The organism is Microcoleus sp. PH2017_09_SFU_O_A, from assembly GCF_020738625.1.
In the GTDB taxonomy this organism is placed as follows: domain Bacteria; phylum Cyanobacteriota; class Cyanobacteriia; order Cyanobacteriales; family Microcoleaceae; genus Microcoleus.
Genome location: NZ_JAEQCF010000007.1, coordinates 197,083 through 220,513 on the forward strand (window position 1 = coordinate 197,083; position 23,431 = coordinate 220,513).

General features: G+C 43.6%; 21 protein-coding genes and 1 pseudogene. 12 read left to right on the forward strand and 10 right to left on the reverse strand.

Annotated features, from left to right (window positions below; translation table 11 throughout):
* Positions 1–107: 107 nt before the first annotated feature.
* The gene (locus JGK16_RS05245; RefSeq protein WP_293189813.1) at positions 108–335 is read right to left on the reverse strand and encodes a hypothetical protein; all 228 of its coding nucleotides are present in this window, start codon (positions 333–335) and stop codon (positions 108–110) included.
* Positions 336–392: 57 nt separating this feature from the next.
* On the opposite strand from JGK16_RS05245, the gene JGK16_RS05250 reads away from it, so the two are divergent.
* From JGK16_RS05250 to JGK16_RS05275, 6 genes are all read left to right on the forward strand, one after another.
* A complete protein-coding gene (locus JGK16_RS05250) occupies positions 393–971 on the forward strand; it encodes a pentapeptide repeat-containing protein (protein ID WP_293202846.1) in 579 nt (192 codons plus the stop codon).
* A 110-nt stretch (positions 972–1,081) separates the two neighbouring features.
* Positions 1,082–1,654: a pentapeptide repeat-containing protein gene (locus JGK16_RS05255; protein ID WP_293189815.1), complete on the forward strand. Its 573-nt coding sequence runs from the start codon at positions 1,082–1,084 to the stop codon at positions 1,652–1,654.
* Positions 1,655–1,706: 52 nt separating this feature from the next.
* A complete protein-coding gene (locus tag JGK16_RS05260) occupies positions 1,707–2,780 on the forward strand; it encodes a pentapeptide repeat-containing protein (RefSeq protein ID WP_293175550.1) in 1,074 nt (357 codons plus the stop codon).
* A gap of 351 nt (positions 2,781–3,131) precedes the next feature.
* Positions 3,132–3,665: a pentapeptide repeat-containing protein gene (locus tag JGK16_RS05265; protein WP_293202847.1), complete on the forward strand. Its 534-nt coding sequence runs from the start codon at positions 3,132–3,134 to the stop codon at positions 3,663–3,665.
* Positions 3,666–3,990: 325 nt separating this feature from the next.
* A complete protein-coding gene (locus tag JGK16_RS05270) occupies positions 3,991–4,473 on the forward strand; it encodes a pentapeptide repeat-containing protein (protein ID WP_293175546.1) in 483 nt (160 codons plus the stop codon).
* Between the two features lie 352 nt (positions 4,474–4,825).
* The gene (locus JGK16_RS05275) at positions 4,826–5,323 is read left to right on the forward strand and encodes a pentapeptide repeat-containing protein (RefSeq protein ID WP_293202849.1); all 498 of its coding nucleotides are present in this window, start codon (positions 4,826–4,828) and stop codon (positions 5,321–5,323) included.
* A 190-nt stretch (positions 5,324–5,513) separates the two neighbouring features.
* On the opposite strand, the gene JGK16_RS05280 is transcribed toward JGK16_RS05275, so the two are convergent.
* Both JGK16_RS05280 and JGK16_RS05285 read right to left on the reverse strand, forming a co-directional pair.
* On the reverse strand, positions 5,514–9,878 hold the full coding sequence (locus tag JGK16_RS05280) for a DNA/RNA non-specific endonuclease (protein WP_293202851.1): 4,365 nt from the start codon (positions 9,876–9,878) through the stop codon (positions 5,514–5,516).
* Between the two features lie 421 nt (positions 9,879–10,299).
* Complete coding sequence (locus tag JGK16_RS05285) at positions 10,300–11,328, reverse strand: hypothetical protein (RefSeq protein WP_293175540.1); 1,029 nt, start codon at positions 11,326–11,328, stop codon at positions 10,300–10,302.
* A gap of 103 nt (positions 11,329–11,431) precedes the next feature.
* On the opposite strand from JGK16_RS05285, the gene JGK16_RS05290 reads away from it, so the two are divergent.
* A complete protein-coding gene (locus tag JGK16_RS05290; protein ID WP_293175538.1) occupies positions 11,432–12,367 on the forward strand; it encodes a metallophosphoesterase in 936 nt (311 codons plus the stop codon).
* A 156-nt stretch (positions 12,368–12,523) separates the two neighbouring features.
* Here JGK16_RS05290 and JGK16_RS05295 read toward each other — a convergent pair.
* The 3 genes and pseudogenes from JGK16_RS05295 to rpe all read right to left on the reverse strand — a co-directional run.
* Positions 12,524–12,724: pseudogene (locus tag JGK16_RS05295) on the reverse strand (transposase); the annotation flags it as partial.
* A gap of 359 nt (positions 12,725–13,083) precedes the next feature.
* Positions 13,084–13,437: a hypothetical protein gene (locus JGK16_RS05300; RefSeq protein ID WP_293191563.1), complete on the reverse strand. Its 354-nt coding sequence runs from the start codon at positions 13,435–13,437 to the stop codon at positions 13,084–13,086.
* A gap of 376 nt (positions 13,438–13,813) precedes the next feature.
* Positions 13,814–14,515, reverse strand: a complete 702-nt coding sequence (rpe, locus tag JGK16_RS05305) for a ribulose-phosphate 3-epimerase (protein ID WP_293175534.1) — start codon at positions 14,513–14,515, stop codon at positions 13,814–13,816.
* Between the two features lie 240 nt (positions 14,516–14,755).
* On the opposite strand from rpe, the gene JGK16_RS05310 reads away from it, so the two are divergent.
* Positions 14,756–15,130 (forward strand): hypothetical protein, encoded by a 375-nt coding sequence (locus JGK16_RS05310; protein WP_293156757.1) that lies wholly within the window; start codon positions 14,756–14,758, stop codon positions 15,128–15,130.
* Positions 15,131–15,234: 104 nt separating this feature from the next.
* Positions 15,235–16,641: an LCP family protein gene (locus JGK16_RS05315; protein ID WP_293191565.1), complete on the forward strand. Its 1,407-nt coding sequence runs from the start codon at positions 15,235–15,237 to the stop codon at positions 16,639–16,641.
* Between the two features lie 111 nt (positions 16,642–16,752).
* Here the strand turns inward: JGK16_RS05315 and JGK16_RS05320 are convergent, their stop codons facing one another.
* Entirely contained in the window at positions 16,753–17,175 is a 423-nt protein-coding gene (locus tag JGK16_RS05320; RefSeq protein WP_293175530.1) for a DUF2809 domain-containing protein, read from the reverse strand.
* Between the two features lie 159 nt (positions 17,176–17,334).
* On the opposite strand from JGK16_RS05320, the gene JGK16_RS05325 reads away from it, so the two are divergent.
* Positions 17,335–17,976: a ceramidase domain-containing protein gene (locus JGK16_RS05325; protein ID WP_293191566.1), complete on the forward strand. Its 642-nt coding sequence runs from the start codon at positions 17,335–17,337 to the stop codon at positions 17,974–17,976.
* Between the two features lie 433 nt (positions 17,977–18,409).
* Here the strand turns inward: JGK16_RS05325 and JGK16_RS05330 are convergent, their stop codons facing one another.
* Positions 18,410–21,100 (reverse strand): ABC transporter substrate-binding protein, encoded by a 2,691-nt coding sequence (locus JGK16_RS05330; RefSeq protein ID WP_293191567.1) that lies wholly within the window; start codon positions 21,098–21,100, stop codon positions 18,410–18,412.
* Between the two features lie 93 nt (positions 21,101–21,193).
* Between JGK16_RS05330 and JGK16_RS05335 the strand changes: the two genes are divergently transcribed.
* The gene (locus JGK16_RS05335) at positions 21,194–21,331 is read left to right on the forward strand and encodes a hypothetical protein (RefSeq protein WP_293175524.1); all 138 of its coding nucleotides are present in this window, start codon (positions 21,194–21,196) and stop codon (positions 21,329–21,331) included.
* A gap of 88 nt (positions 21,332–21,419) precedes the next feature.
* Here the strand turns inward: JGK16_RS05335 and JGK16_RS05340 are convergent, their stop codons facing one another.
* On the reverse strand, positions 21,420–21,653 hold the full coding sequence (locus tag JGK16_RS05340) for an ATP-binding protein (protein WP_325315812.1): 234 nt from the start codon (positions 21,651–21,653) through the stop codon (positions 21,420–21,422).
* Between the two features lie 224 nt (positions 21,654–21,877).
* On the opposite strand from JGK16_RS05340, the gene JGK16_RS05345 reads away from it, so the two are divergent.
* Entirely contained in the window at positions 21,878–22,219 is a 342-nt protein-coding gene (locus JGK16_RS05345; RefSeq protein ID WP_293175520.1) for a hypothetical protein, read from the forward strand.
* A 97-nt stretch (positions 22,220–22,316) separates the two neighbouring features.
* On the opposite strand, the gene JGK16_RS05350 is transcribed toward JGK16_RS05345, so the two are convergent.
* On the reverse strand, positions 22,317–23,216 hold the full coding sequence (locus JGK16_RS05350) for an alpha/beta fold hydrolase (protein ID WP_293175518.1): 900 nt from the start codon (positions 23,214–23,216) through the stop codon (positions 22,317–22,319).
* Between the last annotated feature and the right edge of the window lie 215 nt (positions 23,217–23,431).

A 23,431-nucleotide genomic window follows, 5' to 3' on the forward strand; every position in this document is an offset into this window, starting at 1 on the left:
AATCTTATTATGGTCGTTCGACGGGACATGATATTAATTCTTGACTGCTGACTGTTAATATTTTGTCAAGTAAGGTGCTCCCGCGCACCTTACTGTTGTCAATGCACTCAAAAGTTTTCTCCAACCAATCGTCTCACCTCCAAAGTCGATAAATTCATCATTTGCGCCACCTGTTCCAGATTCATCCCAGAATTTAAAACTTGAGTTAAGAGCGATCGCAAAGCTGACTCCGCTGCCAGCCGCGCTTGCTGTTCTTCCTTGTGAGCCTTCAAAGATTGAGCTATTTTAGTAGTATCAACATTTTTATTCTCAACAGATTCTAGAAATAAAGTCATGAACGAAGAAGAAAAAGAAGCAGAATATATCAGAATATACAACAGTAGAAAACAGTTGTGGTTTCTCTAATTCAAGTGAACTTGACCGGCGATCAGTGTAAGGATGGTTACTTTAGTGGAGTAAACTTGAGTGGGGCTAACTTCAGGGAAAGTGACTTGCAACGGCTGGTTTTTTACGGACAAGGAATCAATTTTAGTGGCTCAGATTTGAGCGACCTCGACTTGGCCTACGCGCATTTTGAAGATGCGGATTCGAGTGGGGCGAACCTGAGCGGAGCTTGTCTGTGGCGGGCTAACTTTCGCAGAGCGAATTTGACTGGGGCAAATTTCAGCAGAAGTGACTTACAGGAAACTGGTTTTCACATGACTAATTTGAGTAGATGCAAATTTAGTGGAGCCAAAATGATTGACACCGGGTTTGGTTTTTGTGACTTAATTGATAGTGATTTTAGGGATGCTAAGTTTCAAAATGGGGTGGGTTTTTCTAAGTGTGACTTGACGAGAGCTAACTTCTTTGGCACTGAATTTAAAATAAGTGAAGTTAACGATCACAAACCTGGAAGGGTTGTTTTCAAAGACGTTTACTTTAAAGATACCATCATGCCCGATGGCGCTATTTGGAATAGTGAAGACTAATCCGTCATTTTTATTCTCAACAGATTCTAGAAATAAAGTCATGAACGAAGAAGAAAAAGAAGCAGAATATATCAGAATATACAACAGTAGAAAACAGTTGTGGTATTCAAGTGTACTTGAGCGACCAGCAATCTAAGGAGCGCTACTTAAGTGGAGTGAACTTGAGTGGAGCTAACTTCAGGGAAAGTGACTTGCTACATCTGGTTTTGTACGGACAAGGAATCAATTTTAGTGGCTCAGATTTGAGCGACCTTGACTTGGCCCGCGCACATTTTGAAAATGCTGATTTGACTGGGGCTAACCTGAGCGGAGCTTGTCTGTGGCGAGCTAACTTTGGCAGAGCGGATTTGACAGGGGCGAATTTGACTCAAACCGATTTGCAGGAGACTAAGTTTTACGACGCGAATTTGAGTAGAGCAAACTTAAGTGGAGCCAAGATGATTGAGACAAGTTTTGATGATGCTAACTTAACCGATAGTGATTTTAGGAATGCTAAGTTTAAAGATAGAGTTCGTTTTTATCGGGCTGACTTGACGAGAACTAACTTTTTTGGTACTGAGTTGGATCTGGATGAAATTAGAGCTAACAAATCTGAAATGGCTATTTTTACAGATGCTCACTTTAAAGATACCATCATGCCCGATGGTACTATTTGGAATAGTGTAATCCCGGGAGTAGAATAGCTTTTTTAAAAGTAGTATTATTAAGAGTGTAAATAGATAAAGGTCGAAAGTTATGGACGCTGAAGAATTGCTCAGACGCTATGCCGATGGCGAGAGAGATTTCTCGGAAATTAGCTTGGTCGATGCCAATCTAGCAAACATGGACTTGAGTGGCATCGAGCTCAGTGGCGCTGATTTGAGAGGTGCTAATTTGAGAGAAACCAATCTCAGCGGAGCGCATCTAGCTTCTTCTAACCTGAGCACTGCTAATCTCAGTCGCGCTAACTTAAGTAATGCTTGCTTAGAAGAAGCTGACTTCAGTGATGCTGACTTAGGACTGGCTGACTTGGAAGGTGCTAATCTCAGTCACGCTAATTTGTGGGGAGCTGATTTGACGGATGCTTATTTGATTGATGCTAATTGTACCTCGGCAAATTTTAGCATGACATACTTGGTTGGCGCGAAAACTAAACGTGCCAACTTTCAGGGAGCGCAGATAGATACCGCTATTTTCCAAATGCAAAAGATGCTGTTTACAGATATCATCAATCGTTATGCGGCTGGGGAAAGAAATTTTAGCGGCTTGATGGTAGAGAGTCCCAATTGCAGCCGGGAACGCAGGTCTTGGGAGCTCGGACAATTAAAAGGATTGGATTTGAGCGGTATTATTTTGCGTAATAGTAATATCCAAGAGCTCGGGCCCTACATGAATGGAGTGATTTTGGGAGGAGCTGACTTGACTAGGGTTGATTTCGATCAAAGCAATTTTGAAAGAGCAGATTTGAGCAATGCTATTTTGCGGGAAACCGGTTTCTTCCAATCAGTTTTTGCCCATGCCAATTTGAGCGGAGCCGACTTTACGGGAGCTGGGTTATTTGAGAGTCGTTTTTTCTGTGCCGATTTCAGTAGAGCCAAATTGAATAAGGCAAGAATAGGCAGTTTCAGCTTTATCTGCAATAATTTGACGGAGGCAACCTTCAAGGGAGCTAGGTTACACAGTGTTGATTTTGATGAAGCCAAGTTGACTAAAACGGACTTCCGGGAAGCCGACTTCGGTGTGAAAGATGATATATTCGGGGTTAAATTTCGAGATTGCCATTTTGAGGAAACCCTCATGCCCGATGGCAGAGTGCGTAACAATAGTTAAGGTAAATAGACTTCCCTTTTTTTTGAGAGCAACAAAATGGATGTCGCTTTTTTTAAATTAAATTATGTATGTCGAATCGTACTTTTGAAGAGCAGAAGGGGTCAAAGGGCTAAAAGGGCGATCGGCTAATATTGAGCTTTAGTAAATGCAGTATTAATAAAAATGAAAATTAGACTTTATTAAAAGTCAATAGCCTGGTATGCTAAGCAAGCTTTCCAGGCTAATTTGTTTGATGTCTAGACGATCAGCCTTATGATTCGATTATTTCCGTTTGCTAACTTCTCCAAGCAGCTTTGTATTGATACAAAATAAAAGTAAAAGTGACAGTGCTATTATAAAAGTATAAACAGCTTGAACAAGACAGCTATGGATGTTGAAGAACTATATAGACGCTACGCGGCGGGAGAGAGAGATTTTCCTGGAGTTGATTTAAGTCATGCTGATTTAAACATTGCTAACGTGACATACATGGAAGACCTCCAACCAGGTCAGAATGAGTTGAGTGGTATCAATCTCAGCGGTGCTAACTTGACTAGAGCCAATCTGAGTTGTGTTAATCTCAGCGGTGCTAACTTGAGTAGTGCGAACCTAGACTCTGCCACCCTTGAATGTACGATATTGACTGGTGCCGATTTGAGGAAAGCCATTTTAGATTATGCCGAACTGGTATGCAATCTAATTGATGTTGACTTGAGAGAAGCTAGTATATTTTGTACGCGATTGATTGGTACTGACCTGACCAGAGCCAACTTGATGGGGGCAACATTTCAAGTCATGACAGAAGAAGATGGTTTAATTTTTTGCGATACGATCATGCCTGATGGCACTATTAATAGTAAAAATTGGCCCGAAAGAAATAAGTATAGCAACCGCCAACGCGGTTAGGATCTAAACTAGAAGTATTCCCTTTTGCTGCTTCTAAATTTTATTAAAAGTCAAGAGCCTGGTAAGCCAAGTCAGCTTTCCAGGCTAATTTGTTTGCTGTCTAGACGATCAGCCTTATGATTCGATTATTTCCTCTATCTCGTCTGGAATATTTGAGAAGAAGTCAAGGTCAGTCAACTCCTCGATTTGGTTAACAGTCAACTTCCATGTTCGCCAGTTTCTCCAAGCAGCTTTGTTTTGTATGTCTGGAAGACTTAACCCCAATAAAGTAAAGTAAAAGTGACAGTGCTATTATGAAAGTATAAACAGCTTGAACAAGAAAGCTATGGACGTTGAAGAACTATATAGGCGATATGCTGCGGGAGAAAGGGATTTCTCAGGAGTAGATTTAAGTCATGCTGACTTAAACTTTGATAAAGTGGGATATCCCGAAGAACTCGAACCAGGTAAAAATGATTTGAGCGGTATCAATCTCAGCGGTGCCAACTTGACCGGAGCCAGACTGATTTGTGTTAACCTCAGCGGTGCTAATTTGAGCAGTGCAAACCTAGAGTCTGCTACTCTAGAATGCACGATATTGACTGGTGCTAATTTGAGTGATGCTATCCTAGATTATGCTGAACTGGCATGCAACCTAATTGATGTTGACTTGAGAGAAGCCAGTATGTTTTGTACGAGATTAGCTTATGCTCACTTGACCAGAGCTAATTTGAGGGGGGCAATATTTCAAGTTCATGTAGATGGGTATGTAGTTTTTAGTGATACAATTATGCCTGATGGTACTATTAATAATGAAGAGTATGAGTAGCCTAAATAATTTGTGTAATAGCGTGTAATAGTAATGCTTGATGGAGTGGCTTTTTAGATATTTTTGCCTTCGATCAATTATTTATATTCGCTAGGTTTTAATTAATTAAAAGTTAATAGCCTGGTAAGCAAAGTCAGCTTTCCCGGCTAATTTATTTGAAATTTAGACCATCAACTTTCTGATTCGATTATTTCCTCAATCTCGTCGGGGATATTTGAGAAAAAGTTAAGCTCAGTCAACTCCTCGATTTGCTTAACAGTCAGCTTCCATGTTTGCTAACTTCTCCAAGCAGCTTTGTTTTGATACAAAGTAAAAGTAAAAGTGACAGTGCTATTATAAAAGTATAAACAGCTTGAACAAGACAGCTATGGATGTTGAAGAACTATATAGGCGTTACGCTGCGGGAGAGAGAAATTTCCCTGGAGTTGATTTAAGTCATGCTGATTTAAACGTTGCTAACGTGGGTGATATTAGAGACCTCCCACCAGGTCAGAATGAGTTGAGTGGTATCAATCTCAGCGGTGCTAACTTGACTAGAGCCGATTTGAGTTTTGTTAATCTCAGCGGTGCTAATTTGAGTAGTACGAACCTAGAATCTGCTATCCTATTGGGTACTATATTGATTGCTGCCGATTTGAGGGACGCTATCTTAGATTATGCCGAACTGGGAGGCGAACTGGTTGATGCCGACTTGAGAGAAGCCAACCTGCATTGTACGCGATTGATTGATACTAACCTGACTAGAGCCAATCTAATGGGTGCAGAATTTGCAGCCACCGGAGAAGGTCGTGTGATTTTCTGCAATACCATTATGCCTGATGGTACTATTAGGAATGACGATTGCTCCTAAAGGGATTGATAGATCGGTTTTGCTGGAAAAGGGTATTGGAGATGGTAGGATATACTTTGATTATCTCATTAGCACGGTCTAAGATTGATTTGATATAAGAAAAAGTCAAATCATCTTCAACTCATAGACTTTATTAAAAGTCAATAGCCTGGTATGCTAAGCAAGCTTTCCAGGCTAATTTGTTTGATGTCTAGACGATCAGCCTTATGATTCGATTATTTCCCCATGTTTGCCAATTTCTCCAAGCAGCTTTGTTTTGTATGTCTGGAAGACTTAACCCCAACAAAGTATTGAATGGGTGAGGAACTGGAAGTGGGAAATCTCCATTGGCATCTACCGATCCATTTGGATTAGTTGGGACGTGAGCTGGTTCAACCTCGTTGGGTGTCAAAATGCCGTAAGTTGTAGTGTTAGCAATTGTGACATTAGCAGGATTCAGTCCTGGTTGCTCTAAATCCAGTACGACCTTCCAAGTCCAACCAGGAATATTGATTCCTTTGCTTGTAAGAATCTGGGGATTTGTTAATCTGCTGGGTCTTGCTCTATGGCTTATACGTTGAGGATTTAGATTGCTTTCATAACCCCCAGCGACAACATAAAGCTCTTTTGAGTCAATATTAGTAGTGGATGCAAGCAAATCATCAAAACTCGTCCATGCTGGACTTTGCGGATTTTCATCTAGGCTGAGATCGTTGTTATCTTGATGCTGTGGAACTACATTCGTCATCAAAAAAGTCGCTATGTTGTCCTTTTCACTATTAGTTCGCTGAGACGAAGGTAGCATATGACCCCTTGAATACAAACTGTTGCTGTAGTCCTCATTTTTGACCCGACCCCAAGTTTCAGGAATACTTTGATCTTCGATAAATCTGAGATTTGAGCGCGCAACACTACCCAGCCACTTTTGATTCAGTTGCCAACTTACCCATTTAGGAGTTTTACTGCTGTCATCATAAGCAGTGGCAAACTGTGCTTTCTCTAGCAAATAGTTATTGCGCTCCGCAATAGCAAGATCAGTTGTGTTCCTTGCATCTGAGGGATTTCCAAACAGTAGATGTTGGCTTTTAAAAAATACATTATCTAAGTAAACATTACCGCCACCAACAACTTCAAACTTCAGAGTTGCTACTTGACCGCGCAAATTGTCAGGCACCTCTACTTGGAAAGTCTCAAACCCTTGAATTCCATAATCAATCCTTTGTGTATCTGCTAAATATGCACCTCTTGTACGATTCGCTCGCCTCAAGTTGATCGATGATGAAACGCCTAAAGGACTTCCATCTGCTGCTGACAAAGTGACCAAAACACTTCTTCCCGAACCTAGTTCTGCTTCGGGAACATGGAGGTCAAACCGTAAGTTTCCCCAATCAGGTACAACAAAACGATTGTGGGTAATACTTTTTCCTGATTCTAGCTTCAGAGCATAATTTGCTTGAGTTCGATCGACTCCAATTCTATCGAGTTCCGCGTGCAAAGCTGGAGCTTCTGTTGCAGATAACTGATTCACATCAACAAGATTGCTGGTAGACACACTCGGTGACGTTTCACCATTATGCAAAGACCAACCAGGAATCGCATCAGAAAAAATAGTCCGATTACCACCCTGCGGATTGAAAACAGCATCAAAATTGCCATTAAACAAAGTAGGAACCGCCCCATCTCCCCGCATCCTGGCATCATAAGTATTGTCAAAATCAACCGGGATACGCTCTACATTCGTTTGGGGACGCAACTCCGAACCGCCACCCAAAACCGAATAAAACCACCCCGTACCAATTCCCTCCCAAGGAGCAGCATCAACACCGTGTTCAAAACGCTCTTCCGGCGTATACCAAGGGCTAACGCGAGCGGAGTCTGTCAAAACAGTACCGCCAAATGAAAAGTCCTTATCGAATAAAGGTTCGCGATACCCATCGCCGCGTCGGCGGAAAAGAGGATTAACATCTAAGTCTTCATTGAAAGGGAAGTTAGTTGGAAAGAGGTCTGATGTTCCCCCATACCAGCTCAAAACACGTCCGTGTACAGCTCCCCTTCCAGCAATACCAACAGTAGGATCTGTTTCCTTGGTAAACCCAGCACGACTTTTATTATAATCTGGGTTGTTTTTATTAGTTCCCAGAAAAACCGACAAATCCGGTTTTCCCAACAGCGGAGCTGTAGCATCGGGATTTTCTGACCTCCAACCTTCTCGCGGCAACTTAAGTCCGGGGGCTGTTTTCCCATTCTCAGTAGACGGGAGATTCGGAATATCCCGACCCGCAGGCGAAACCGTACCGCTTAATAAATTCGGTACTGTCTGATAGTAATTATCCGCAAAAGTGACATTTTTCCACACCTGAACCTTTGGCTCGCGGAAATCGCCGAAATTCTCTGTCACCACATCTAGCCCCGGTTGATCGAAATCGTGGGGGTCTAAAGTTGTCATCTGAAGGTCGCGAGTATTGGAATTTTCTTTGCCGCCAGCATCAGGAAAATAAGAACCTAAACGCTGAATAATTTCGCTGTTAACAACAGTACCTCGACTGAAACCAACAAAGTGCAGCGGGGAATTGAAAAGTGCGCCTTGTTTAGCCGTGCTAGTTTCATCCTTCAACACTCCATCCAACTGCACGAGGGAAGTAAAGAAAGCATCTGCTGCCGCCTCTGTGAAGCCTGAATCAGGAACGGCCGATTCATTATTTTGCGACCAGTCATTCAGCAGCACTAACGGTTCATTGTTGTCAAGGTAGGGAGCTATATAACTCTCCAATTTAGTGAGATATTGCGGATCGTTTTGCGGGTTCAAACCTGATGGGAAGTCTCCGGGCACTGCACCATATTTGTTGACAGGAACCCAGTAACCTGTAGGCAGGTCGTACCTCATCATCAAACCGCCACCGTCGATACCTGCATTGGCAATGCTATTACCCAGTTGATAAAATTCTGAAGGAATTCCAGGGTTATTGAAAAAGGGAGGACTAAAAGGAGGTTTAAAGCCGTGGGTCAGCACGGTGACGCTGCTGAAGGTATTGTCACCGTTGAGGGCTGGCGGTAGCGGCGTCCAGAAATTACCAAACTCCTCGTTGCGTTTTCCTTCTTTATTCCAAGCTTCAACTGCCCAATTGTACTTCTGGCCGGCAGTCAGTTTGAGACTGGGAGGAAGTGTAAAGCTGGTATTGGTTCCCTGAGTAAATGTTTTACCGCCATCGAAAGTCCACTTGCCGATATTGGTGCTATCTTTCTGCCAAGTCGCAGTTAAAATGCGGTTGGGATTGAAATCGTTTTCTTGACCGTGGTAAGAAGATGTGTTCCAAGGTTTTGTCAGTAAACCTAACTGCTGGGGTTTGCTCAATCCTTGGTCGGAGAGAAATTTGTTACCGTTAGGATCTGGTAAATCAACTACTTTATCCCACGGCAAAAGTCCCTCACCTTCGTCAAACAGGCTGACGAAGAGATTAACTTCTGTAATGTCCTGATTCGGTGGACTGTCAAAACTCCATTGGAACTTTGGGTTAAGGGGATTTTCTGAACTCTTGCTAGTACCTATCGGCTCTTTCAAATCCAGCCAATCCAGCGGTGTCGCCGCCAAACCGCGAGGGTTTGTCACAGAAACGGGAGCTTTCTTACTTCCCGGCGGTACGCCGTAAGTATATTGATTGTTCGCGTCGGTCAGAATCTGAAAATCAGCAGCAACACTAACTGCTGGATTAATATTATCAATTGGAATCGCCGCCAAGTCAGCAATCGTAGCATTTCGTGCCGTAGCGCTGTTAAACAACGGCAGCCCAACACCCCGACCTTTATTATCTACTTGGAATTGACTGGGGTTGGTCAGCGTTTTGACAAATTCCTCCACATCAAAAACATAAACTTTGCCATTCGCACCGCTTAAATTTGGATAGGAAGCGTAAAGAAACTTGCTATCACTTGACAGCGCTAAGTCTGTAGCGAATCCATCTGGAATCGGTCGAGTTGCCGCTACTAATTGCGGATTTGTCAGCGGGTCTTTGATAATGCCGATGTTGCTGCCTGCTCGCGGGTCTCCATCTATGCTGGGTATTTCCTGACCGAAAAATTTCGTATCCGCATTCCGACCCACAACAAACGCATAACTCGCATCCGGTAAAACTGTTACCGAAACTCCCTCATTCACATCGAAGTAATCAAAAGTTGAACCCAGCCCTAAATTTGTATAGCGAGTAGTAGCAGCAAAACTTACGGGGTCGTTATTGGTAATATCCAGTACCCCAAATCCTTTGCTATCTTTGCCGCTGTTTGTAAATGTCATTTTCAGCGGATCGACCGTAGCAGCTAATCCTTCTACGCCTTCATCGGCTGTTACAGTTCCAATTAATTGATTCCATTTTTTGGGGTTCGCGCCGGGGCTGATTGGTCGGTCTTTGGGGTCGATGTTAACGGCGTAAATCTTGCTGTTCGCGCCGTTTGGTGCGGTAACAAATAGCTTTTTGCCGTCGCTGCTAAGGGCGATTTGCCGCAAACCGCTTGGGGCTGTGCCGACTGGGATGGTTTGGGTGACTTGGTGATAGGTTGGTGAAAATGGGTTTGCGGGATTCACCTAGCCGTAAGTTATATAATGGCGCCCGATGTCGCTTTCAGCGATCGCATCTGGGTCGCTGCTGGGATATTTAATTTCTACTTGTTGGACTTGAGTTAAAATTGTCATTTTTCAATTTTTCTCAAAATTAATTAATTTAATCTCTGGTGTAAATCAACTTTTTAAGGTTCGTAGTGAGGACTTCAGTCTTCTCTCATTTGATGAGGACTGAAGTCCTCACTACAAACCTAGCTAATTTGATGCTGCGTCCTGGACTTTCAGATGGATCTGACTGTTTGCAGATACAGAGAATTTAACGGTGCATCTCATTGTGGCAAGGGCGAAGCATTTCGGCACATAATTTATGAACCAGAATCAGAGATTTACTGCCGAAATGCTTCGCCCCTACGAATAGATTTGTAAAAAGGAGATGCTCCCGAATTTAAACTTTATTAATTCCTCTTTCTAAAATAATCATCTCCGAGCCAACAACCGGACTTCTAGCTATTAACTTTCCTTCCAAATTGGCAATTTGTAGCTTGCTGAAATCCAGTGAGTTAGCTTCTTTCCACATTTGACTGGCGAGCTGATTTTGCTCTACATCGCTGAGTTTGTACCAATCTTCAGCGACTTTGACAGTCAAAAGACCGATCGAGAAATCAGCATCAACAGACTTAACTAAACCGCCGCCCAGTCGATTAGTAATTTCAGCAACTTGATTTTGAATCGCCGCAATCAGCGACTGTTCCGGCGTCAGTGGCGGCGGCGGGAGAATTTCTACAGGTTCCGGTTTTTTCGGCGCTGCTAAATCGGGCAATTTGCTTTTAAAATTAGCGGGTGTAGGCTGAGAATTTGCGATCGCCTCTGGGGATTTCGCTGTTCCCGGCGCCACAAAATCGTCAAAGGTTGGGGATAGCTGTGCTGCTGGGATAGGCGCTTTTGCTAATTTCTGGGGCGGTTTTGCCGAGAAACTGTTGAAAGTTAAACCGATCGCAACGATGAGAATTGCAGCTAAGGAGGCGTTTAAAATTGGATCGGACAGCTTGGCGTTCGCAGATGCAGGTAGGAACGATCGAACTAACCGCACAATACTTTGCCAAAGTACGCCGACTTTCCCTAAAAAACTGCCGCCCGCGGGTTTAGATACAGGCTTTTTAGCGAATTTTACCCCAGCTTTTGGCGGGGGAACGCTGTTAACTTTCGCAGGCGGAGGAGGAGTTGTTGCTGAGTTGGAAGCAGTTGGTGCGGGCTTTTGGGGCTGCAAAGGAGGTTCTGCTGCTAATTTTTTTCCCCCTTTTCCCAAATTCCCAATCGAGGTCATCAAAGCTTTGATTTTCTCATTTGTGGGAACAGAACTGCTAGCATTTTTAGCTGTGGTGCGAGTCGCGGCCGACTTTGCTGGGGAATCTACCTCGGGTGTCGGAGATTCAAACGGTTCTGGAGTTGGTTGGTTTAGTGGTTCTTCTGACATTTTATCTGCCTTGGAGCGTTACAAATATATCTAAACAGGATAAATTTTAGGTGAGCCATCTCATCCTTAATTTATCATTTCATTAGTTCTACCCAAATTTCTCATGAGCATCAAACGCCGTCACTTTCTAATTTTAGGCAGTCTGAGCGCCCTAGGTTTGGCCGGAGTCTCGAAAATGCTTCAGCTTCGGACTTCCTGGGGTAAAGACGCCAATGCTGCTGTGCCTTCTAACCTTGAGGCCCAAAGGGCGATCGTCCCATTGCCGGCCTCACCGCCTATTTTACGCTTTATTTCGCTGGCCGACACCGGTACCGGCGCTGAAGGTCAGTATGCTGTGGCTGAGGCGATGGCGCAATATCACCGGGAAAATCCTTTTAACATAGCTGTTCTCGCCGGCGACAATATCTACAATAACGGCGAAATTGAAAAAATTAATGCTGTTTTTAAGAAGCCTTATCAGCCGTTATTGCAGCAAGGCGTTAAATTTTATGCTTGTTTGGGAAATCACGACATTCGCACTGCTAACGGCGACCCGCAAGTTAAATATCCGGGTTTTAATATGCAAGGTCGCTACTATACTTTTCGGCGCGATCCGGTACAGTTTTTTGCATTAGATACCAATGACAATGCTGACTGGAAAAATCAGCTTGTTTGGCTGGAGAAAGAGTTAAGCCAAAGCACTGCACCCTGGAAAGTTGTGTTCGGTCACCACCAGATTTATTCCTCTGGCGTGTATGGATTGAATCAACCTTTTATTAAGACTTTGACGCCTTTGTTTCAAAAATACGGCGTGCAGCTTTATATCAACGGACACGAACACAGTTACGAACGCACCCGCTCGATTGACGGTACGACTTATTTAATTTGCGGTGCTGGCGGAGGGACTCGTCCGGTGGGGCGTTCTGAGTGGACGGAGTTTTCTGCTAGCCGCCTGAGTTTTGCGACGTTTGATGTCTATGAAGACCGGATGTTTGTCAGTGCGATCGGTACTGACAAGCGGGTTTTTGACCGGGGAGTGCTAAAAGTGCGATCGGCTTAATTCAAATTATATTCAGGAGCAAACAAAATGAATAGGGGTTGTAGAGCCAATAAAACGGTTTTGTTTTAGAAGCAACTGTAGAAGGTACGTTGAGAGGTCAACGGCATCCCCTAAGTCTATCAAAACCGCATAAAATAGCCAACTAGCCCAGATTTAAATCTGGATTCCGTTGAGCAAACCTGTCCATAAATAACTTAAATTTAAAAGTCTCTTTACTGTACAAAAGATATCTTCAATTCGCCAGCGTCTTTGATACAAATCTGCCACTACATAGGGGGGTAATATTTTAGGTTCTCGGACACTTGTTAGATAAGAACGCCAGGATTTCTTTGAGCGAACTTGTACTAATCTTATAGTCCAATACGGTTTACTTAAAATTGTCCGAAGAGAGGAACGAAGCATAAGCCCTAGCCCTTTCAGGGCGGCTTCGCCAACGGGCAGGCACGCGGCTACGCAGTATCTATTTTTCATAGGGTTTTACCCCCAGGGCTGTCTTAAGTTAACCGTATTGTCTTATAGTCAAGGCTGGTGTTTTTTTGTCCCTGCACCTATCTAAATTATCTGGTTTTTGACATCATAAGTATTGGTTAATACCCGCTCGACCTGATAAGATGCACCTTTCTTAATCCGAGTAATAAATCCAATTTCTTGCTCGATTAATTTTTTCCAAAAAGCGAAATGATAGAAGCCTCCTACCATACAGCAAGATTTTTGGCTTAACTGTTTTTAGGAAATCTTCCTCGAACATGAGTATCTGCTTGTTTCGGATTTTCCCAAAAACAAATTTCTTCGGGAAGATGAGTTACTAGGTCTACGATTACTCCCATTTTTCCGGATAATTGACCAATTGGAAAATCTGATAAACTTTCTAGTTTACGAAATAATGCTTCTAATGTTGAGCCGTCAGCTATCCAGATATTTTCAAAGTTTTTTAAGGCAAATTGTACGCTATCTGGTAATGGTCTCGATTTTCTCATCAACCATTTTTGTCGAAAATGAGGTAGTAATTCTTTAAACACTTTTTCAAATAAAATTGCTCTCAAAGTTAAAAATATGAGTGATAATACCATTTTTTTAAAGTTATGACAGACTTTGGCAAACAGGGAAAGTGTATAAATTACAATGTCTTGTCGTGTTCGATCTCTATCGGATCTTTAGAAAAATGGTATAACGTGTGCTTACCCTGCGACGGTGACGGATGCGGAGGTTATTAAAGAGATTAAACGATCGCTTTTTAGTTGGCTAGTTCCTGGCTTTGTGAAGGATACCGTTAACCTGACGTTGCGGCTTAGATCTTGATACTTTTAGGACTGATAATGTCGGCTCAATATTCGACATCAACAGACGTTTAAATATCTCAAATAATTATCGCTTCACAGATGCCTGTGAAGCGATAATTTTCGGAAAAGTCTATTAGCAATTTATCGGACGCGATCGCATTTTCAATTAAACAGCCGCCAACTGTGGAGTCGGACGCTTGCTGTTGCGGATACCCTCGATCGCACCAGCATAATCCTTCGCCTTAAATACCGCAGAACCAGCTACGATCGCATTTGCGCCCGCTTCCAACACCTGCCAAGTATTATCCACCTTCAAACCACCATCCACCTCAATCCAAGGATCGAGACCTCTCTCGTCGCACATTTGGCGCAACTTGCGGATTTTCGGCACAACAGTCGGAATAAAACTTTGACCGCCAAAGCCCGGGTTGACGCTCATAATCAGCACCAAATCGCAAAGTTCCAGCACGTGCTCGATCAACTCCAGCGGTGTCGAAGGATTCAAAACCACACCAGCCATTTTGCCCAATTCCCGAATTTGACCCAGGGTGCGGTGCAAGTGAGGCGAAGCATTGTGTTCGGCGTGCACCGAAATAATGTCAGCACCAGCCTTAGCGAAGTCCTCCACGTACTTCTCCGGCTCCACAATCATCAGGTGGACATCCAGGGGCTTGGTAGTAACCGGGCGAATTGCTTCGACAATCAGCGGCCCGATCGTAATATTAGGTACAAAGCGACCGTCCATCACATCTACGTGAATCCAGTCGGCGCCAGCGCGATCGACAGCCTGAATCTCTTCTCCAAGACGGCTAAAATCGGCTGATAATATTGATGGAGAAATAACGATCGATTTTTGGGATTTGGTCATGGCTAAGTCTGTTCTCCTGTCTCCTGTGCTGTATCCAGTTTATCAAAATGCGGCTCTCCAGGTCGAAAAGTTGTCAATAATAGGTAAAGGCAGGTTTAGCGGCCAAATTTTGCCTCTAAGAGACAATCTTTGTGCAAAACCTGCCCTGCTCTCCGAATTTTGGTTTAGGATATAAATTTTGCCTCTAACAAATAACTTGTGTGCAAAACTAGACCTTCTACAAATTTTCAGTAGCGAATTATGAAAAATAAAGATCCCTTAGACAATCCCGAACTCGATCGGGCAAGTCTGTTTGTACTAATGATCCCAGTCATCGGCTTTTTCCCCGCCCTGTGGAATCTTTACCGCCGTCAGGGCAGCCCCGAGCGCAAAGCCGTCAGCCGATTGGCAATTGCCCTTGCATTTAGCTGGCTCTTAGGACATATTCTTTTAGAAGCTGGAGCGATTTCTGCGGAATCTTCGACACTTACCATGTTATTAATGAGTAGCCTGCTGACAACCAGCTATTTTATCGTTGCCCTGGGACTGATGGTTCGCCTCTGGAAGCGTCAACCGCTATGGTTGCCCGGAATTAGCCGCGTAGCCGAGCAAGTGGTCGGCAAACATTTATCATAATTTAGGGTTCTTTTAAGCCCCTACCGTATTGATTGACTGCGTTTTCAGCTTGATACTACATATTGTCACGATCTTTTTTATTTTTGTTGTGTGTGAGGAAGCCAGTGCCAGCTCAAAAAACTCCTAATCAAGACCCTATCAAACAATCAACCGCTCAACCTTCAACCAAAAAATCGCACCAACCGCATCGAGGCCGTTGGCTGGGTTTTGGTTTTGGTTTGGCTGGAGTAGCCATGCTCTCAGCCACAGCCGGAGCGCTGCTAGCCGTCTCCCTTTCCACAACGCCGCTTCAGCAACAAAAGTTGAGCCCTGAAGAAGCGGCGGTGTTTTCTCAAGGCGACATGGCAAAGCTCAACATGAAGATGCCGGAGCTGACTCGCCCAGTTAATATTTTAGTTCTAGGACTTAAGGTTCTGAGTTCAGACCTCGAAGGCCATCCCGATAAAGACAAGGGATACGATGTCTGGCAAAACTCTTTTAAGGGGTTAACCGATACTATGCTGTTGGTGAGGTTTGACCCTCAAAATAAAAAAATAAGCGTGCTTTCCATTCCGCGAGACACCCGCACCTATGTCGAAGGTAGGGGTGTCGTGAAAATCAACGAAGCTAATTACTACGGCGGCCCTGCTTCTTCAGCGAAGTCAGTGAGCGGACTGCTGGGCGGCGTGGGAATCGATCGCTATGTCACAGTCAATATTCAAGGCATCAAAAGTTTGGTAGATGCCCTGGGCGGGATTACGATTAATGTCCCTAAAGACATGAAGTATACCGATGAAAGTCAGCATTTATATATAGATTTAAAGGCTGGCAAACAACGTCTGAATGGCGAACAAATCGTACACTATTTGCTTTACCGACATGACGATTTAGGGGATATCGGGCGGGTACAGCGCCAGCAATTGTTGATGCGGGCTTTTGTGGAAGAGCAAGTTAATGTTGGTTTGCTCTCTCGGTTGCCGAAGATTTTATCGGTGATTCAGTCTCACCTTGATACTAATTTGAGTATAGAAGAATTGGTGGCTTTGGCTGGTTTTGCTACTCAAACCGATCGCGCTGGAGTGCAGATGTTGATGGTTCCGGGCAAATTCAGCGATCCTAAGGACTACAAGGCAAGTTTTTGGTTGCCAGACCAAAATGGCATCGAAACTCTGGTGGCAAAGCATTTTGACTTCGGTCAAAATACTTGGACAATCGAGAATGCTGATTCGACTTTTCTGAAGGTGGCGATTCAAGACAGTACGGGCGATCGATCGGCGGTTGAAGATTTTGTCAGGACTTTAACTCGGGCAGGCTATCGGAATGTGCAAGTTTCTAAAGCTTGGTCTGAACCGCTAGACCTAACGACGATTGTAGCTCAAGACGGGGACATTAAAAGTGCTCAAGCGATTCGCCAGTCTTTGGGTTTTGGAGAGGTGCTGGTTGAGAGTACCGGTTCTTTGCAGTCGGATGTGACAATCAGATTGGGTAAGGATTGGTTGAGTAAAAAAACTCAGTCTGGCGGAGGGCTTTAAGTCTTTTTAAACGGAGATATTTTTGCACTAATATCAGCAACAGGCAAGATGCCTGTTCCACAAAAATTAGATTTTATTGTGGAACGGGCATCTTGCCCGTTTATGAAAGGCTTATTGACAATGGTTCGATCGCCTCAGCCACCGCACCCACACCCAACCCAAAAAACTACCGATAAAATAAGACGGAAAATCCCACCAAGTAAAGGAGTTTCCCAATACCAATCGTCCCGGTAAAGTAGCTCTAGCTGCTTGTAAAAACGGAGGTTGCCACAGTTGCAGAAACTCCAATCCGCAGATAGCAATACACACTCCTATAGCAACCCAAACGAGGGAAGCTTGCGGCCACAAAAAAACTGTTAGCAAAATCCAAAATATTTCATAAGCTACGGCCCCGAAAAAATCGTTGAACCATTCCGGTGCAGGGCCGCGAGAAAACCTGACTGCGTAACCTAAAGGGATAATCACAGCAATGCTTATTAGCAAGGCTACTCGGTATTTGAAAAAACGGCGATCGGGATAAAATGGAGAATTCATTAAATTTGAGACAGGTTTTTTGTTCAATTTAACGATTGTACTGTAGTCTGAATTAGACATCTCCTAAAGAGCCACTCAAGGGCAGGCGTTCCGCCTAATCCCTACTTCCCACAAGAATTATGGAACAGGTCTATTATACTCTCAAAACAGTGACATGACATGAATGATTACATCGATCTTTACTGCGAACGTATTATTCCTGGTTTATGGAGTGAACCACTAAATGCTGTATCTAATATTTCTTTCCTCATTGCAGCATGGGCTATTTTTCAATTGACTCGGCAACAGCAAAAAGTACCGACTGGTATTTGGATATTGATTACTTTAGCCACCAGTATAGGTATTGGAAGTACCCTATTTCATACATTTGCGACAGAATGGGCAGGATTGCTAGATATGATTCCTATTGTGCTCTTTCAGCTTGTTTTTTTATGGTTATATAGCCGTCAAGTAGTTAGAATGAAATATGGATATGCAGGAGGATTGCTAGTAGGATTTTTATTTGCAAGCAACTTCAGCAATCAATTTACAAATGTACTCAACGGTTCTCTTTCTTATGCTCCTACTTTTTTAGTATTACTAGGGCTTGGACTATATCACTACCAACAGCAAAAGCGTGAGCCATTTGTTCTATTAGCAGCATCGGGGGTATTCTTGTTAGCCCTTTTATTCCGAACTGTCGATCGCGCAATTTGTCCTTACTTTTCAACGGGCACTCATTTTCTTTGGCATCTTTGTAATGGTATTTTGCTGTACTTATCGGCAAGAGCATTAATCCTAAACAGGTCTATGATGGAGTAGGGTTTACTTAAGAAAAATCTGACTTGCCCAAAATGGCTATATTGCCAGAAAATCGTCAGATGAAATTCATCAAAAGCATTAAGTAAACCGTATTGCAATACAATCCACTCCATCAAGAGAAGAGTTTTGAACCGTATTGGGGCGCTTTTGGCGCAGAGGGAAGAGTATTGCGAGGGTTTTGGATGTCGTAAAAAAACCTTTTATCCCTCCCCTCTCTGTGTTCTCTGTGTTCTCTGCGGTAAAATATTCTTAATATCTACTTCACCTCTTTATAATCCAAAAATCGTCAGATGAAATTCATCAAAAGCGTTAAGTAAACCGTATTGGTCTATGATGGAGTAGGGAGCGATCGCCTCTACCCCTCTCCACATCCCTAAGCACCTCTTCTAGCAACATCCGCTCTAAATGCCGGGAGTAAGCTAAAATCTGCAATCTACCGATCGACTGGCGCAAAATCGTAACCTGCACCAGATTTAGAATCGGGTACAATTTGCAAAAGAACTACTTTGCTATTGCGATCGCCACTCGACAAAAATCTAATTTCCCCCGTTGCACCGCTAACTTTGAAATCCTCAGCAGCTAAGGCTTTAGCCAGCATCACTCGCCCCGCTTGACCGCTATTCGGAGCAATTTTGCCGATCGACCTTCCCATCCGCAACACCTGCACCGCATCGTAACTCATCGCCGTCCGCCAGCTAACATCAATTCCCCACAAATTTCTAGCTAATTCTACAAATTTTTGATTTTTACTATCAGCAAAATGCCAAGGTACAGAAATTATAGCCCCGTTCAAAGCTGCTCCACCCTGTTTCAATAAATCCGTATTGTATAGAGCATCACCGCCAATTATTGGCAAACCTTTTTGATTATTTTTAGCGATTTCCAGGAATGAATTTACAGTATCTGAATCTGGTAGGAAAACTAACACATCTGCTTCCATCCCATCGATGTGCGTCGCCGAATTTGGCTCAGATAAATCTACTTCTTTAACAACTTGACCGCCTTCCAGAATCAAAGTAGTAGAAAAAGCTGTTTGCAGAGACTTGCTATAAGAACTTTTGGAATTGTAAAAAACCGCAGCCGTGCTTTTTTTCATACCAGTTAACATATAGCGAGCTAAAGCCGTACCTGTAAATTGGTCGCTCGGTATCGTCCGAAAGAAATAGTTTACTCCGTCAGGGCGCCTCGGAACCGTTGCTAATTCAATGCTCGTGCTCGTAGGTGCGATCGCCACCATTTGATTTTGACTGTAAATTGGAGCAACTGCGATCGAAGTTTTGCTGGTGCCGTGACCGACAACCGCTAAAATACTGCTATCTGCAATCAGACTGTTCGCAATAGCCTTCGCCCGATTTTCATCGTTACCGTCATCAGCAATAACCACCTTTAAAGGCACTCCCGCCTTAATTGCTTCGTCTTGAGCTTGAGCTATCCCGCGCAAGATTTCCGCCGCCCCGCTGAGATTGTCGCCAATCGGAACTACTGCGGCAATTTTCAAAGCTTGTGCAGTACCGAGTCGAGCGTTATTGAGATAAATTAAAGTTTCCGCGTCTGTGCGATCGACTTTTACAGCCGCTTCTAGCTGACTTACCGCCGTTTTGAAGTCACCGCTGGCGATCGCGCGAACTCCTGCTTGCTTGTCAGGATTTGCCGTGCTAGCGAACAAAATGCGATCGCCCGCACTGATGTAACTGCTGGCATCTACAGGCGAGGAAGTTTCGGCATTTTCCGGTGTCACCCCAGGCAAAGAGGGCAATTGAGAATCGCTAGGATTCAGACTTCTCTCAGCTAAGTGTACAGCATCTTTGAGGATACTTATCAACTCTTTTTTGAAGACAAAAGCACCCGCACCTAAAGCAATTAAAAATATCAAAAATACATAAATAAGCCAGCTTTTGTTACTGCTTTTTTGAGAGTTATCTTGCTCGTGACTGCTCGCCAAAGTAGCCACTGTTGGCTCCTCCAAAGCTGCTAACATTTCCTTAGCATTAGCGAACCGACTTCGGGGGTGAAATCTAATCGCTTTATCCAGAACTGCGGCAAATCTCACACTCACCTTTGATGAATGATTCTGCCAAAGCATCTCCCGAGTTTGGGGGTCAGTTTCTAAATCCTGGGGCCACTTTCCAGTTAGTAAATAAATTGCCGTCAATCCCAAACTGTATAAATCGCTCGAATATTCGGGTCTCCCAGCGGCTTGTTCCGGAGCCATAAATTGGGGCGTTCCAATGGAGATTGTTACATCATTTAACCCAGCAGTTATCCCTTGATTAATTGTTTCCTTAACTACGCCGAAATCTATCAAAACTGGTTCGTCGTCAGACTTGCGTAATATAATATTTTGGGGTTTAATATCTCGGTGGATAATCTGTTTTTCGTGTATATAATCCAAAACTATTAGCAGACTTGTCAGGATTTTTTTAACTTCCTCCTCGTTCATTCTTCCAACAACTTTGACTCGGTTGTTAAGCGTTTCCCCGTCTATCCATTCCAGCGCCAAGAAAAATAAACCGTTTTCCTCAAAGTGCCCGTAAAGTTTGGGGATTTGAGAATGCCCTTCGCCCAACTTTTCCAAAACAGCAGCTTCTTGAGAGAAACGCTCTCGAACACTTTGATCGATATCAGGATTATTTGTCTGCGGCTTAAGCTGCTTAATGACGCAACACCGGTGCGAAGGCATTTGCGTGTCTTCGGCCAACAATGTTAAGCCAAAACCTCCTTCTCCCAACTTCTCAATTACCCGGTACCGATTGTTTAAAAGTTGTTCTGATTCTGGGTTGGGTTCCGGCGGCTGCAAAATCTCGCCGTTGATTTGCACGGGACTTTCTACTGCGAGAATTCCATATTTGCCACTCCCGTTTGGTTCGGTATGAATTAGCATGGATGTGTCGCCGTTGTCTTTTAACTTTCTCTTGAGTTCAAAAATGCGATCGACTATTATTTTCTCTTCGTCACCTGTTGGGGGACGCTTGTACAACACATTAAAAATCGCTGTCGGTGCGACATATTTGCCGTAGTGTTTGCTCAACAGCAGCAGCACGATATACTCTTCTTTGTTTAGGTCTATGCACTCGGAAGCTAGCTTGACGGTGCGGGTTTTAGTGTCGATGCTCAAGTTGTCCATACCGAAAAGTTTTATTGATAACTGAGAAATTAATAAAAATGCAAGTAATTGGTAAGAAATCGAGTATAGCCTTTATCAGGCAGATCTGGTACAATGACAGCACTGGGTAAACTACTGGAGAGATGTTTAGCTCGTCAACTGGATGGAATGCTCGTACCAGAGGCTGCAAAACAGGCTCGATCGCACGAGCGAGAAGGGACAATATCCTTAACCCTTAGACTTATTGTATAAATCTTCTATCGCTCCCGAAACCGCAGATAAACGCAGATAAACGCAGATGTATTTCCAGATAAGTCTTCTTAAAAATTTTCAAGTTCCGTTAATAGCGATCGCCCACAGGTAAGCTCAGTATAAACGCTGTTTGACCGAGGATAGCAGTATCTAGTTGAATATCGCCACCGTGGGCCCTTGCGATTTCCCATGCTAGGCTTAGTCTCAATCCCGATCCTGCTATTTTTTGGATCTGAGTGAAGTAGCCGCGATGGAAGCGCTCAAAAATACGATCGCCCTCGCTCAAAGAAATATCCTGAGAACTATTGACAATTTTCACAATGACTCTTTTTTCCTGATTGCCTGTATGTTAAAATTGCAATTGCAAAATTTGATAAAGTCAAAGGAGCAATACGAAGGACAGTTTTAGATCTAATCTAGTATCTCAAACCCTTGATGGCTATAGGGATGACTATTTTTTCAATCTTTAAGTCTCGCCCGCTCGTTTCAAAAAATCATTAAAAATGCCAGGGCTTACTCGCGATACGCTTAAGAAAAGTCATAAATATGGATAAATTACTGACAGTCCCTTTAGCAAGTTTTCCGTTGGTGGGTACTAAAAAGCAAATCACTAAATATTTAATACGCCTAAAAGCAATGCACTGTACATGGGAAGAAGATGGTAAGTATTATTTGATCGATCCTAAAAAAAACTATCTTCCTAATACGCTAAAATGTTGCACCATACGTTATCACATTGAGCGAGAAGATGATGATAAAAATTCTGACTCGTTTGTATATTATTTAACCAATCTTAACTACATTTCGCCTCAAGCGTTTCAAGAACATGAGCTAAAACCCTTATTTTGGGACTCATTGTTAAGATGTTGCGGTATTGAGGTTGACTAAAATATTAATAGATGAAATTTTAGCAATACTATTGCTATCCCCATCAGCATTACCAGGCTCCAGCCTGGTAACGAGTAGAAACTTCAACTGTCAACTATCAACTGTCAACTGTCAATTGTTTAATCCATTCGAGTAAAATCGGATTCACTAATTCCGGGGCTTCATCCTGGGGACAATGGCCTACGCCCTCCAGCGGAATAAACTTTTCTACAGCCGGAAACTTGGCTAATTCTCGCCCGAGGGCGATCGGCTCCCAAGGGTCTTTTGCGCCCCATATAATCAAAGCAGGACAGTTCAAACGCGGTAACAAATCCTCCGGTAAGGGGCCTTGAGAATAGCTGATAAATGCTACAAATACATCCACTGCGCCGTTGTCTCGCGCTGGTTTTAACAAGATTTCTACAAGTTCGTCGCTGACAGCTTCGGGACGGTGATAGGCTTGCAAAAGCACTTTTTTGACTGTATTCGGCGTTGCTAATTGTTTGAAAAATAATTGACTAATCCATTTGACATTTAAAATCTTTTGTGCTATTGGCGCTCCAAAACTGCGATACCAAGGCATTTCGGCGCGTTTGCGATCGTGCAACAAGCGCAGGGAACAATTGAGTAAAATTACACCAATGGCGATATCTGGAAAATCGACAGCGGCTTGCATAATTGCTACGCAGCCGATCGAATTTCCCACCAAAAAAGCAGGCCCGCCCGCAACTTCCCGACAAAAATCAGCAATCAACTGTCCCCAAGTCTCAAAAGTATAATCAATCTCCAGCTTGGGTGCGGGTTTCGCAGAACCGCCAAAACCGATAAGATCGATCGCAAAACAACGACAATCAGCAGCCAACGCCGGTAAATTCTTGCGCCAGTGGCCCCAAGACGCGCCGAAACCATGGACAAACACCACCGCAGGGCCCTGGGAACCCGCAGTCTGATAGCAAATCGGAAAGCCTTTCCACATCCAGGTTTGAGGCCGGGCAGCAGTTAACGTAGAAGAAGTCATATAGGTAAAAAAGTGAAAATTTAAGGGTGCAAAGGACTAAAGTCCTTACTACCAACCGTATCGCAATTCGAGGCAACCACGGAAATATACGCAAACCTTCCTTCCCTCCTCCCTCTGCGCCCTCTGCGCCCTCTGCGGTTAAATCCTCTTTCTCCTTCCTTTGTAGTTAGAGCCGCTATTATGTCAGGATTAAAGATGCTGCATTTTTTGCCTTA

What these genes read in the sequence shown, in the direction of transcription:
- JGK16_RS05300 (WP_293191563.1), bottom strand. Translation starts at nt 13,437, where the DNA reads ATGGTATTATCACTCATATTTTTAACTTTGAGAGCAATTTTATTTGAA.
- JGK16_RS05285 (WP_293175540.1), bottom strand. Translation starts at nt 11,328, where the DNA reads ATGTCAGAAGAACCACTAAACCAACCAACTCCAGAACCGTTTGAATCT.
- rpe (WP_293175534.1), bottom strand. Translation starts at nt 14,515, where the DNA reads ATGACCAAATCCCAAAAATCGATCGTTATTTCTCCATCAATATTATCA.
- JGK16_RS05310 (WP_293156757.1), top strand. Translation starts at nt 14,756, where the DNA reads ATGAAAAATAAAGATCCCTTAGACAATCCCGAACTCGATCGGGCAAGT.
- JGK16_RS05260 (WP_293175550.1), top strand. Translation starts at nt 1,707, where the DNA reads ATGGACGCTGAAGAATTGCTCAGACGCTATGCCGATGGCGAGAGAGAT.
- JGK16_RS05245 (WP_293189813.1), bottom strand. Translation starts at nt 335, where the DNA reads ATGACTTTATTTCTAGAATCTGTTGAGAATAAAAATGTTGATACTACT.
- JGK16_RS05335 (WP_293175524.1), top strand. Translation starts at nt 21,194, where the DNA reads ATGACAGCACTGGGTAAACTACTGGAGAGATGTTTAGCTCGTCAACTG.
- JGK16_RS05345 (WP_293175520.1), top strand. Translation starts at nt 21,878, where the DNA reads ATGGATAAATTACTGACAGTCCCTTTAGCAAGTTTTCCGTTGGTGGGT.
- JGK16_RS05350 (WP_293175518.1), bottom strand. Translation starts at nt 23,216, where the DNA reads ATGACTTCTTCTACGTTAACTGCTGCCCGGCCTCAAACCTGGATGTGG.
- JGK16_RS05290 (WP_293175538.1), top strand. Translation starts at nt 11,432, where the DNA reads ATGAGCATCAAACGCCGTCACTTTCTAATTTTAGGCAGTCTGAGCGCC.
- JGK16_RS05320 (WP_293175530.1), bottom strand. Translation starts at nt 17,175, where the DNA reads ATGAATTCTCCATTTTATCCCGATCGCCGTTTTTTCAAATACCGAGTA.
- JGK16_RS05330 (WP_293191567.1), bottom strand. Translation starts at nt 21,100, where the DNA reads ATGGACAACTTGAGCATCGACACTAAAACCCGCACCGTCAAGCTAGCT.
- JGK16_RS05325 (WP_293191566.1), top strand. Translation starts at nt 17,335, where the DNA reads ATGAATGATTACATCGATCTTTACTGCGAACGTATTATTCCTGGTTTA.
- JGK16_RS05270 (WP_293175546.1), top strand. Translation starts at nt 3,991, where the DNA reads ATGGACGTTGAAGAACTATATAGGCGATATGCTGCGGGAGAAAGGGAT.